Origin of the sequence: Bacillus sp. CCNWLW194 (assembly GCF_037120585.1) — a bacterium.
Lineage (GTDB): Bacteria > Bacillota > Bacilli > Bacillales > Bacillaceae_G > Bacillus_A > Bacillus_A basilensis.
In genome coordinates, this window is sequence record NZ_JBBBBL010000016.1 from 84,654 (window position 1) to 99,120 (window position 14,467).

Consider the following 14,467-nt stretch of genomic DNA (forward strand, 5'->3'; position numbering starts at 1 on the left):
TGAAGTAAAGTGGCGTTTATTGAAAAGGTATTTCAAGAGGGAAGTTTCTTAGACGATCTTGTAAATGTAGCAACTAGTAACGGATGGACAAAGGTTAAAAGGTTTCAAAAAGCAGGTTATCCATTAGAAATTTTAAAGAATTCTGGTATGAATGAAACATTATACCGGTTTGGAATTGCGGAACATACGATTATTAAAAATGCAGAAGGGGCTATGTATGGATTAGTCCAAATCGCATCTTGGGATATTGCTAAAAAGGATCTTTCGTATAAATTTAATACGGAAGAGGATAAAGCGGAATTTATTAAGGATGCAAAATTAAGATATAGTAAAAATCTTGATCGTTCCTGTTTTTATGTTTATATGATTGAAAAAGATCCTGCATTTAAAGATGGGACAGCGACAGCAGTAGCTTATGATTCTTTCACAAAAATTTTAATAGATGTAGAAGTGAGTAAAACGGATATTCTTATGAAGAATGGAAATCCAAGTATAGATTATACCAGTGCTAATACGGATGTTATGATGTCACCGTTTGTAAAAATTACATTACGTAACCCGAATTTAGAAGGGGTTGATGTAAAAACAAATTGGTGGCCTGATTCGTTAGTTAGAGTGACTGGCCAAGTAGATAAGGATCGTGTAGTTTTATTAATTCAAGCAGATAATACACCTGCATTTGAAAATAATGTAGTTCCGGTTACACCTTTATACATGGGCAAAATTGAAAGCTATGCGAAAGATGATCAAATTGGTGACGCACTTTGGGCTGGGACAGCATTTGATACAGGTACAGAAAATAGCTCACATGCATTTGATTTTAATGATAAGAAACCATATAGAAATGTGAATGATAGTTTGCCAATTTTAAAAACGTATCCTAAATCACCGGGTAATGGTATTGATAACGTTATTATTAAGCGTTCGCGATTAGGGGCTAGATATCAAGCGCATTATATTGCTTGGAATGTTGCTCCGAATGAGATGCCGCCTGATAGAAAAGGAGTAAATGGTGGTCAATATCCACTAGCTTGGCAGTCTCATGATAATGATGAATACAAGTATCAATTTAATCCTTCGGTATATAGTGGTCGAGTTCATACATCTCGTGCTTATATTGTTCATCCAGATGAAGGTGTGCGAGGTTTCTTACCTCATATGGTTTTACTATCTCCTTTAGGATTATTGAATGGGGATAAATTAAAAGTGCGAAAAAATACTTGTCCAGATACATTTGATATTTATCGTTTTTATAATGTTGATGCGATTTCGCCAATTACAAAAAGACCAGCGACACCATATCGTCCAGCTGGATTAGGAATTTATGAGAAGTCAATGTAAAGGGGAGAGAAAAACATGTGGTTTGATAAAGTGGCTTATTTACAAACATTACCGGTTGAATTAGAGAAAATGATTACAGAGCGAGGATGGAGTCGAAAGTTATACTTTAAAATTAGAAGTGGTATTAATAAATTTATTGATGTTCGATTATTTGAATCGTTAGGTAGCGATGGAGAATGGCGCAGATTTGGAGTGGCAAATGCTTATGATACGAGCGATTCTGATTTTACAGATGGTAGATTTATTCCTGTGGATTCTCCATTAGGAAAGCTAGGCATGGGAGATGGAGTGAAAAAGGAATTTCAAATTCCGACATTTCCTGTAGTTGAAAGTTCTTTATTAGTGTATGTAAATAGCATTTTACTAGAAAAGGATAAATATAAAGTTGATGCTAAAGCGGGGAAAGTTATTTTTAATCAAGCGATTGCAAAAGGGGATAAAATCACCTGTGAGTATCGATTAACAAATGATGCATACGAACCAAATAATGATATGATTTTCTTTACGTTTAACCAATATTTTATTGAGAAGGAAGTAAAGTTATCAGATGCTGAAAGTGATTTAGGAAACGGTACCGGTTCAAAAAAATCATTTAATTTGCCGTTTTCAAATTTTGATGAAAGTCGTTTTATGGTTTATAGAAATAATCAGATGGTCGATCCGGGGGAATATACAATTTCAGATACAGCAATTGAATTTCAAACTGCCCCAAAAAGTTCCGAGAACATTAAATTTTCTGGAGTGTATTTTTTAGCACCAAAGGCAGACGGAACGTTAGATACTTTAGTAGCAAAGACATCATTTGACGTGCAAAAAATGGAAAGTATTATGGCTGAAGTATATTCTACAGTTAATTTTGTAAACCCTTCGCCTTATACACCAATTAGTTTTACACCAGATGCTCGTTTTACAAAAGATTGGAAACGTGATTCTGTCGTTTATATGTATGGAAATGGAAACAAAGACCGTATTGTTATGTTTATGCGTGTAGATCCAACACCAAGTCCTGTTCGAGCATTATTTGTACCATTATATATTGGAAGAATGTACACATTTGATAATGCACCGCGTAAAAACACTGTAATTATTGGTGGTTGTCGTAACGGAGATCAATATAATTATGCGCCTAATAAAAAAATTGGAAATGCAAATTTAGACTACGGAGAAAATACAGGTAATGGAAATGATTCTGTATTATTAGCTCAATCATACACAGGTGCAATGTATCAAAAACATTATTTATCATTTATTACGCACGATATGGATATTGATAGTGGACAAGGTCGATTTAATCCATCTGTCTATAGTGGGAAATATCATCTGTCACAGATTTATATCGTTCATCCTAATGATGGATATGTTGGGAAATTAGATGATGTTTATGCTGTTCACCCAAAAAATATTCAACAAGCCGATGAATTGGAAATTGAAAAGGAAGTTACAAGTGAATCTTTAGGAAAAGGAAATGGAATGAGAAAAGTTTTTCATTTAGAGCATAAACCAAAAGCAGGAACACTTAAGTTGTTCAATGCATGTACTCTAGTTCCTAATACTGACTTTGTTTTAAATGAAGATGATAAAACAGTGACGTTTAAAGAAATCCCAATTAATGGGGTAGAGATTACAGCAAGTTATGAATTTGCACAATTATATCGTTATACGTTGCCGACTACCGCAGTCTCCCCGATGACACAAGCGAAAGCAACGCCATTTAATCCGATTGGTCTAGCTATTTATAAACAAGATATTTAATCATTAATCATATAAGGGGGAATGCAGAGAGTGAGTGAGAAAATTTATTCTATTGCTTCCCCTTCTTTATGTACGAAAAAGAAGAGTCATGTTGTTTCGATTCCTTTGGGATCAACAATGAAGAAAACATATAGTCTCTCGCTTTCTGTTTTAAATCCTTTTGTAAAAAATGCGAATAATTTTCCAGTCAGTTTGCCACCATATTCAAGATTCAAAGCTGTTAAGGAAGAAGATGCTGGGGTATTTGCAACCAAAATAGTAAAGGGAAAAGGTATATTAACAGACCTTGTTGTAGAGGCAATAAGGCAAGTTGAGGTGACTGCTAATATTGCTAAAGTGGATATTGCAAACCTAATGCGGAGTATCAACATGGAACTGTTAAGCATACAGGATTCTAAACCGCTTAAAGAAATTCTTGCAGATGTTCATTACTATCAGAAAGCAATGCAACATGACCGAACTTTTGATATGGAACATATGGAAGGGAACAATGGAAGCAGATTAGATACAAAGTATGCAGATGTAACAGAAATGTCTAGTACAGATCATAAGATATATAAAGCAGGTAATATGCTCCCAATTGAGCAAGAGAGAGTAAAACAGAAATTACGAGAATTTGCAATCAATGTAGATGAAATACCACGATGGGTACAGGTTGCACGTATTTTATATGGCGAAGGATTTTATGAAACAATATTGACTGAAAGAAGAGAAAAAGAAATATGTAGTACTGTAGTTAGAAATGTGGATCATGTAGAGATTAGCCAAAAAGAATTACCTGTACAAGATATAAGTGATTTTGAGCTTTATAATAACTTGCCAAGAGAAGTAACTACTTCTTATGAGGAATTTGATTTATTTACTGATACAGGAATTCCGGTTTATATGCCAGATTATGATTTGTTTGCTCGTAAACAAAGAGAAATACAGACTCGTAATATAAATTACAATACAGCGAATAGAAATGCCATTCAGCGAAATGGTGAAATGAATTATTTTGAATTTGTAAATAGAAAAGCGCTGAAGATAGATGGAAAATTTATTAATATAGAAGATTTAGAGCGTAAAAAGTTGGAACTTCAAACTAATGAATATGATGTGTCATTTGCGGACCGCATAATGCAAGACATATATACATATGGTGGCCATGTATATAATAACGCTCAAAAACTATTAATAGAATATGATTCATCTCACATAGAAATGAATGACATGAATCATATAACGCATGAATATGAAAGTAAATTCATAAGTGAATATGAGTTATTAGAAAGACAGTACCATTCTAATGAGGTAAATTTAGTAGAATCATTGATGGTATCAAGTCAGAATCATTTGTACATGGATTATAATCTTCCAGAAATGATACAGAGTGATGTGCTCACAAAAGAAGTAGAAGTAAAATTAGCTGAAGACGAACAAGTTAATAAGAAAACGAAACATGTATGGACTGACTATATACACCATGAGGAAATGGACCTAATACATAAACAATTATTGGGGACTATTCAAGATAACTATGAATTTGCTAGTAGACAAATCAAAAAATTGACCGGATTTTATGAGGAATTTGATCTTTTTAATAGTTTAGGAATCCCAGTTTATATGCCAGACTATGATTTATTTGCTCGTGTACAGAGAGAACTACAAGCGAAACAAATAACAGTTAATTCAGCTAAAAGAGACATACGTTCAGTATATGGTAATGTTCGTGATACGGATCTAGCAGATAGAAGCATGCAAGAGAAAGAGGGAGTCTTTTTCGATGTAGCTGCTATTGATAGAAAAGTATTACAAATGGAAGTGAATGTACCTTCTTATGAACTTTCTAATCGAGTTATAGGTGAGCAAGAAGATATAGGAATATATGGATATGAACATTTCAATCGAGTAAATGGACAGTATCATACTGCTCAAGCAGATATATCTTCCATGAATCGGATTCTATGTGAAATAGAAACTCCATTTACAAATGCGTATGAATTAGCAAAGCGTGACCTTCATGAGTTGTTAGTGGAGGATGATAAAGTAGCGGATTCTGTATTGTATGATCGATTGTTTATAAGTGAAGCAAGTAATGAACCAATAACAAGTGAAAGAGTTAGAGTCGATAATGAATCAGAATGTATTAGCCCTGTAGAGTTTACAAAGCAAGAACAATTGATAGCACATAATGAAGAAGGATATGACCTTGTTAATAGACGCGTAAAAGAACAGGATTCTCGTTACGAAGAATTTGATCTTTTTGATTTAATAGGAACTTCAGTTTACTTACCGGAGTATGATTTATTCGCAAGGATTCAAAGGGAATTACTAACGAATATTGAGACAGCTGAAATAGCAAATAGAGAAAATAATATAGAAGCAGAAATTAATACGGTTGATTCGATTGGTAATCTAGTGAAAGAAGTAGCAACTAATATAATTGATAGTACTGATATAGGACATATTGAGAAAGAGTTACAAACTAGTATTGAACAATATGAAACTGCAACGAATGATAGGAATTGGTGTGCAGAAAGTATTATATCTGATCCGATGACAAAGCGAGTGCCAGAAATAGATACACATATAATCGCTACTGATCAATTAGAGAGAATACTAAAAGAACGTAATACAAATGTAATTAAGGATGAAGAATTAGAACGACTTACGAAACAACTCATAATGAAAATTAAGCATTTTGATGATATGCAACAAATTAATAATGAGTACGAGTCAAATATTTTTGAAACAGACCAATGGCAAAGAAAATTAGATAATAAAGCATCAATACATGAATATCATGTAAGTGAGTCTGAAAGAGAACTAGCTAGTGAAGAAATCCGTACAACTTTAACAAATAAGTACAATACTTTTAATACTACTATTGGTGACATAGAACAATCCAGCCGAACAGTAGACAGCGAAAGTATACTTGTTGAAAGTGATACTTTTGTATTAGAAAAAGAACTAGAAGCATCGTATGAAGAGTTTGATCTATTTGAAGGATTAGGAATTACAGTTTACTTACCAGATTATGATTTGTTTGCAAGAATCCAAAGAGAATTACAAACAAATATAGATACGTATGAAATAATGAATAAAGAAAATGAAACAAGAGCAGAAATTAGTTCATTCTATCAGTTTGGTAATGTCTTGCAAGAAGTTAATGCGACTGTAGCAACGATAGATAATGTAAAAGTTGTAAAAGAATTAGCTGCAAAAATGATCGATAAAGAGAATTTTAAGATTATTGACAGAGAGTTACAGATTAGTATTGAACAATATGAAACCGCAATGAATGATCGAAACTGGTATGTAAAGAATATTACATCTGCCCCAATGGAAAAGCTTATGAAAGAGGCAGAGGCAAATATAGTAGTCATGGATCAATTTCATAAAGATTTAAGAGAATTTAATACAAATGTAGTGAAGAATGAAGAAGTAGAACGTACAGTACGAAATATAATGATGAATATTTTAGAATTGAAGGATATGCATCGGAAGTCAATTGAAGAGGCTTCAAATATTCATGAGCTATATGAATGGGAAAGAAAATCAACTCATAAAGCATCCATAAATACATACGGTATGTTTGAAAATGTAAGAGAATTATCTAGTATAGAGATCCAATCAACCCCAGTGAATAGAAGAAATCTCGTTCATACAAATATAGATGAAATAGAACAATTTAATCGCATTTTAGACAACGAAAGTATACTTGTTGAAAATGATACGTTTAAATTAGAAAATATCTATCAGGCAGAAGAACCGGTTGAATTTGAGGAAAGCGATATATTAATCGAAGAAGAACCAAAAATATGGTTAAAACATAGCCGGGAATCTTGGTGGAATAATTGGAATTGGAAGAAAACGAGATAATAAAGTAGAGTGCTAGATTAGTTTTTATTTAAGTATATGATATCGAATATTTGTATTTTATGGCATTATGTAATTTTTAAAATTGAACTGCTAGAGCTGTTGTAAAAGTAAAAGCTTAAGCAGTTCAATTGTATTTTAAATGTCTTTTAGTAAGTAAATTAGTTCCTTTCTGTTATGCATGAAATATTTAAATTTATTGATCCATCAAGCTGTTAATACAAATAGTTAGGGCATAGTAATTGCTACTGATGGAGCAATTGAAATTATTTTAAGATAAAAATGGAGAGGTGATATGATGGTGAGAGTATTAACTCAGCCCGAACCAGGGTGGCAGCGTATTGATGATAGCGATAGGAATATTATCTTTGAAGGAGAAAATTGGTTTAGTGGATACTCTAAATACTCTGATAATTATTTGAAAACATTCCACTATAAAAGTTCTAGTCAACCATCAAACTCAGTACAGATTAAATTTTCTTTCGTAGGTACTAAACTTCGGCTTATTGGACTTGTTAATAATGGTGGTTATGATAGATATGCAACAATCGTTATTGATGGCAATACAGAGAGATTAGATTACGATGCATGGGAGGGAACAAGGCAAGCTGTTATATATGAGAAAACAAATCTTAATAAAGGGCCGCATACAGTAACGATTCTAGGTACATACTTAAATCTTGATGCAATTGATATCGATTCTGACGGTTATGTATTTACACCCAAAAAAGTAGGGGAGATATTAGATAAACCTGATCCTGGTTGGAATCGTTTCGATGATGCTGATTCATTAATTAAGTATGGTGATGGTGCTTGGAATAGATTCACTGATGATAGATACTATAGTAGTACCGCGGTATTCTCTACTCAAAATGCAGTTGTAGAATTTTCGTTTAAAGGTACCGGTGTCAGACTTGTTTCTAAAAGTGTTAATCTAGGTTATGGTCCTGTAGATGTAACGATCGACGGTGTCAAAGAATCGTACAATCCAGTACTAGGTTTAGATAACTGGAAAGTTCTACTTTACAATAAAGAAGGTCTAAAAAATGAAGTTCATTCAGTTAAGCTTGAGGGTCCTGAAGGAATTATAATGGATGCTATTGACATTCTTGATGGAGAATTAGTGAAAACTGCTAAAGTAGGTGACATTCTGCTTCAACCTGAAGATGGTTGGAAACGAATTGATGATTCAAATGCAAATATTAAGTATGTAGGCAACGAGTGGCTTTCTCTTAATATCACAGAACAGGGTCACTATATGGATACTTTCCACACTTATCCAAAAGAAGGACCAAAAAGTATTGAATTTAAGTTTACGGGTACTAAACTTAGAATCATTGCATCAAAGTATACAACGTTATATGATGCGGTTTCAATAAAAATTGATGGTGTCACTGAAACGTATTCGCAACAAGATGTATCTATTACTGATAAGGCAGTAAGTGGGATATTGGTATACGATAAACAAGGTTTATCAAATAAGGAGCATAGTGTCATTATTACAGTACCTGACAATAAGCCATTGACTCTTGATGCTATTGACATTGATGCAACTGGTTCAATGGTTAAACCTTCTGCTAAAGTAGGAGACCAGTTACTTCAACCCGAAACAGGCTGGACTCGAGTTGATGATGCCAATCCTCTTATTTCTTACAAAGGAGAAAGTTGGAATCTAGGAACTGGTGACAGATCTCCTAGCTACTATAACAAGACAAATTACTTTAGAACTGTTGACAGTCCTGGTTCATTACAATTCTCTTTCAAAGGGACTGGTATTCGAATAGTATCTACCCTGTATAACAATGTTAGTGCCTGGACTGATGTATCTGTTGAAATTGATGGTGTAGCTGTCGGGAAGTATGCTCAAGCTAACGGTAATCTGTCGGCGGCTAAATACGTGGTATTACTTTTTGAAAAGACTGGATTGAATGATGGTGTCCATAAGATTAAATTAAGTGGTACAAAAATGAATATGGACGCATTTGATATTCTCGGTGGAGATATTGTAAAAAATCAACCAAAGCAGTTACTTCAACCAGAAAGTGGTTGGAATCGTATCAACAATTCAGATGCCTCAATTAATGCCGTTGGTTTTATAACAGGAACCGACCCATCTAATGGTTTACGTAACTGTTATATGAACGACCATATTTACTCTAAGGACAGTGGAACAGTAACTTTTGAATTTACTGGTACGGGTTTACGAGTTCTAGGTCTTGCATATTCAAATTATTCTAACAACATTGTTATTGACATAGATGGAGTTAAAGATACCTTTTCTGAAGATTATCTAATCGTACCCGAATACCTGCAAGGTAGCATGTTAGTTTATGAGAAGTTAAATCTTGAGAATAAGAAGCATACTGTTACAATTCATAATGGTGATACTACAAAAGGCTTTGGTTTTGATGCATTTGATATATTCAAACCAACTGCTAAAGTAGGGGACAAGTTAACTCAACCCGAAGCAGGTTGGGAACGAATAGATGATACTGATAGCAATATCAAGTACACTGGACTATGGCAAGGTTCGGATTCTGCTAATACCGGTTACTATAATGATACAATGAAATACAAAAATGCATCAGTTGGTTCGGGACTCGCTGTGTGTGAATTTTCATTTACAGGGACTAAACTTAGAGTAATAGGTGCAGTTGTGAGCAGTTCTCAATACTATAAAGGTCCTGTAACTATCACTATTGATGGTATAGCTGAAACATACACAATAAATAACCCTAACCGAAACGACCGTCAAGTTCTCTTATACGAAAAACTAAATTTATCACCTGGAAACCATGTTGTTAAAATCGAAGCACAGGAAAATATTGTTGACGCCTTCGACATAGATTCAAATGGTTCAATTGGAAAACCACCAGTTACAGTAGGTGACATTCTACTTCAACCTGAAGCAGGCTGGAATCGCCTCAATAATTCAGATCCTTCAATTACCTACACTAAGTTCATTCGCAATACGGATGATAATGGTATACGAAAATGCTATATGAATGACTATCACTATGCATCAAACGAAGGTACAGTAAATTTAGAATTTACAGGAACAGGTTTCAGAGTTCTTGGTATCGTGTATAGAGGTTATTCTAATAATATTTCTATTGAGATAGATGGAGTTAAAGCTACATTTTCTGAAGATTATCCAATTGTAGGTGAATACCTTCAAGGGAGCACATTAGTTTATGAGATGATAAATCTTGAAAATAAGAAGCATACTGTCAAGATTTATAATTCTGATATTACAAAAGGATTGGGATTTGATGCGTTTGATATTAAATCAGGTGACACTGTAAAATCACCTGCTAAAGTGGGTGACATTTTACTTGAACCAGAACCTGGATGGAAGCGAATTGATGATGCAGATACTAATATTAAGTATGATGGAATATGGGCATTATATAAAGGTGATGATTACTACAATTCAACACTTCATTACAAATATAAAACTATCGGTACAGACCCAGCATCAATACGTTTTAATTTCTACGGTACTAAATTAAGAATTATAGGCATATTAGCAAAAGACTATGATTCTAATGCTACTATAACTATTGATGGAAAAATAGAAACAATTAATTTTTCAGCTACTCAGCCTAAAAATCAAGCTATTGTTTACGAGAAGCTTAACCTACCGTTAGGAGATCACTCAGTTAAATTAGACGGAATTTTTATGAACTTAGATGCTATCGATATTGATTCAGATGATTCGATGGTAAAACCAACTGCTAAAGTGGGTGACCAATTATTAGCACCTGAAGACGGTTGGAAACGTTATGACGACAACGCATCTGAAATCTTGTATGATGCTAACTGGGCTAAGAATGTTGCGTACTCAGGTGCTTACGGTGGAAAGAGTACAAGTGCTCATAAAGGTAAGAATTCAAGTTTCCGATTTAAATTCAAGGGTACTAAATTTAGATTGATTGTTGGTTGTTCTACTACAGAATTTTACTCGGATAAAATATCGGTAAGAATTGACGACCTACCTCTTGAATTCTTTAATGCTAATGCACCAAAAGATACTAACCAAGTCTTAAAATATGAAAAGCTAGGTTTAGAGGATAAGGAGCATGAAGTGAAGGTATCGGTTGTAACAAGCCAACCCGGTGCGGCATCTTATGACTATCGTTTTGATGCATTAGACATTGATGATACAGGAAGTCTTATCAAGATTAATACAGTAGGAGATGTGTTAACTGAACCTGAAAAAGGTTGGAAACGAATTGATGATACCGATCCATTAATTCGTTATATCGGTAACTGGAAACTAACCACGGGTAATGATAAGCACTACAACAAGACAACTCATTACAATCTCGACAAGAAACTTGACACGAGTTTCGAATTTGAGTTCGTAGGTACTAAACTTAGACTTCTAGCTTATGGCGACAGTGGTTACGATGCAACTTCTAAAATACTTATTGATGGTAAAGAAGAAACTATGATTTACAATAGTCCTTCAGGTAACCAAGTCATACGTTACGAGAAAATAGGTTTAGACCGTGGCAAGCATACTGTAAAAGTGATTGGTAAAGCTATGTCATTAGATTCCATTGACATTGACGCTGACGGATACTTACTTGCTAGATTAGGTGACCAGTTAGTTGAGCCGGAACCTGGTTGGGTACGTTTTGACGATACTCACAAGAATATTGAATACAACGGTTTCTGGAAAACAACTGAAGCTGATGTTAGTTGCTACAATAATACTCATCATTGGAAGAGTAAGGAAGACAATAACGATAGCACCATATCAGCTAGATTTTTATTCAAGGGTACTAGGTTCCGATTAATTAGTATGACAAGTCCATCTTATCCGGAAGACATTGAATTGAAAATCGATGGACAAAAGGAAATCCTTAAACTTTCAGGAGAAGATATGCAATACCAAACACTAGCATATGAAAAGAAAAATCTTGAAGATATGATTCACGTTATTGAGTTGTCAGGGAAATACATCAGTATCGATGCTATTGACTTAGAAGAAGGTGCAACACTATTAAAACTACCTGATGAGAAATTAAAACCATATCAAATAAGAAGTGGTTTAATCTTTAAGGATGATTTTGATACGTTCGATTCCAGATGGATTGCATCTCCTGTCGGTAGCTATTCTTTAATTGATCGAAAAGGATATTTTAGAATGCTACACAATGTTTCGCGTGACACATTATTACTTGCAGATCTTCCAAATGAGAAAGAATTCGCATTTGAAGTATCTGCTGATTATACGCCAACCCATGAAGATGACAAAGGCGGTATTATCGTTTGGAAAAACGGTGAGGAGAATATCGAGTTCTTAGAAACAGAAGATGGTACTCGAGAAACAACTGAATTGAAGTGGATGGCGTGCAAAGATAATGAAGATTGGACGTTTTTTTCTGATTATGGCGAAGGTTTTAATTTTTGCGACTCAGATAGAATGAACTGTAGTAAGTTTGGTGTTGTATTAAAAAAAGGATCGAATTCAAAATTTATAAATCTTGATATTGATTCCATTATTGCTACAAGAGGAAGAAAGTTAACAATTGCTAATATAGCGCCGAATATAAGTGTCCAGATGGAAGATGAATTTGGGGGAATTATTTTCAATGGAAATACAGGGTATAACACTGGTATTCAAATTACTCTCCCGTCACTAGAATTTGCAGGTAAAGTTATTTTGAAAAATGTAGAAGGTAAAGAATTGGGTGTTATTAAGACTACATTTTATGGTGGAGATGTATATGGATTCGGATCTAATTTAGAAATTAAATTTTCAGGTGAGGAGCTTTCAACACTAGCACAAACTCGATTGCCAGATATGATATCAGGGAAATCAGAAATTATGCTAGAACTTGTGAATCCTTCAGTTGCACGAGCGAATAATGTGAATTTAAGTATTGCTCAATATGAAGATAAATTTGGATGGTCATGGGCGGATCTTGCGTTAGACAGTAATGGTAAACCAGGTCAATATCAAGATAGTATCAATATTCCTTATGTAAATCCAGAAAAAACAATAAAGTTTTGGTTAAAAGTAACAAAAGGAACAGATTATGTTGGCCTTGCTCCATTACAATTTCAAATACATCTTGAACATGAGTAGTTGGAGGTGAAGAGATGGGAACATCAATGGTCGTAAATCGATATTACAAGCAAGAAGAACAAACAGAAAATATTTTTCCAAAGCTTATCGAAAAAAAAGTAAAGGTTGAGATTAATAGTAATGAAAAGAAGTATATACCTATTGAATTAGGTATAAACAAGTATGAACTTAGGACAATCTTTATTGAAAATACAGCAAATAATGATTATGAGTGTACAATTTTTGATAAACAAAAAGATGGGCAAATTCAGTACAGCAGTATTAAAGAAAAAAGAACATACGATATAATCAATATTCCTTGTGACGATAAAGATCAAACAAAGTCTTGTCACCTGTTTATTGAAAATTTTAGTAATGTTCCTTCGTTGTATACTGTGGTATTAAAAGTAACAACGTTAGTATAAAGTAAGTTTTATATATACAAGTAGTTTTGGGTTATCAATAGAAACAGTGAGGAGGATAATTTATGACAAAAGCTATTTTTACAAAAGGAACTTGCAAGAAATCTGAATTATTTGAAACGTTAATTAATATTATGAAAAATGCAGGTTGGATATACCATAACGAAGATTCGCCAACTTCATATCCCATTTTGTACACAAACGGTAAAAATGGCAACAGGCATTTTGCTATTAATTTATGTTGGGAGGATGGTTTCGTAACTGCTGCAGATATTCGAAAGACAACATATGCAGATGGAGTTTTTAAATTAGGCTGTGTTACCAAAGATCCTGCAAGCAACTCTATAAGTTTCCGTAGTGGAGACCAATGGGATACATTAGCATTCTTCCCAGGGCGGAGATATGATACGTGGCAAAATGGAAGTAGCTACAATCGTGCAGGTTACGAGTTAAACTGGGATATTGATTATTATTACTATGCAGATAAGGATTGTGTTATCTTTGTTATTTTACCATTTAAATATACAGGAAAAGAAAATACTATTATGTACTTTGGCTTTCCTGAACAGTCGTTTGTGGAGGAAGCTCAACGAAACTACACTAAACCATTTTCAGGTGGAATTTATGCTAATAGTGGTCATGCTGGGACAACGATTGGTTCTAAGCGTATTCGGGTTGTAGACAACCCGAAAAATCTACCAGAATTAGCTACTTTAACAAGCCAACCACATTCTGTAAACAGTTTAATACCTCAAATGTCACCAAACCTAGATAATAAGTTTTGTTTAAGTGAAATATTTATTAGTTATGGTAACAATATCGGAATGCGTGCACGGCTAGGGAGAGTATACGCATTACCGCCGGGTGGGATGCTTGATGGTGATATTATTCAAATTACGATTAATAGCGAAGTTCAAAGATATCGCTATACAACACTGGGAGCGGCTGATCAGACCTATACATCGTTCCCTACACAAGCAGTAGCAATTCGAGTAGAATGAGGTGATATAAA

Annotated in this window: 6 protein-coding genes; all 6 read left to right on the forward strand. The window is 34.0% G+C overall.

Annotated features, from left to right (window positions below):
- Window positions 1–9: 9 nt before the first annotated feature.
- The 6 genes from V7S50_RS27470 to V7S50_RS27495 all read left to right on the forward strand — a co-directional run bounded on the left by V7S50_RS27470 (window position 10) and on the right by V7S50_RS27495 (window position 14,456).
- On the forward strand, window positions 10–1,341 hold the full coding sequence (locus V7S50_RS27470; protein ID WP_336376637.1) for a hypothetical protein: 1,332 nt from the start codon (window positions 10–12) through the stop codon (window positions 1,339–1,341).
- A 15-nt stretch (window positions 1,342–1,356) separates the two neighbouring features.
- On the forward strand, window positions 1,357–3,093 hold the full coding sequence (locus tag V7S50_RS27475; protein WP_336376636.1) for a hypothetical protein: 1,737 nt from the start codon (window positions 1,357–1,359) through the stop codon (window positions 3,091–3,093).
- A 21-nt stretch (window positions 3,094–3,114) separates the two neighbouring features.
- Window positions 3,115–6,957 carry a hypothetical protein gene (locus V7S50_RS27480; RefSeq protein ID WP_336376635.1) on the forward strand — a complete coding sequence of 1,281 codons (3,843 nt, stop codon included), beginning with the start codon at window positions 3,115–3,117 and terminating at the stop codon, window positions 6,955–6,957.
- A gap of 295 nt (window positions 6,958–7,252) precedes the next feature.
- Window positions 7,253–13,054: a hypothetical protein gene (locus V7S50_RS27485; RefSeq protein WP_336376634.1), complete on the forward strand. Its 5,802-nt coding sequence runs from the start codon at window positions 7,253–7,255 to the stop codon at window positions 13,052–13,054.
- Between the two features lie 14 nt (window positions 13,055–13,068).
- Window positions 13,069–13,458, forward strand: coding sequence for a hypothetical protein (locus V7S50_RS27490; protein WP_106080769.1), 390 nt, complete (start codon window positions 13,069–13,071; stop codon window positions 13,456–13,458).
- Window positions 13,459–13,520: 62 nt separating this feature from the next.
- Window positions 13,521–14,456, forward strand: a complete 936-nt coding sequence (locus tag V7S50_RS27495; protein WP_336376633.1) for a hypothetical protein — start codon at window positions 13,521–13,523, stop codon at window positions 14,454–14,456.
- Window positions 14,457–14,467: the final 11 nt, after the last annotated feature.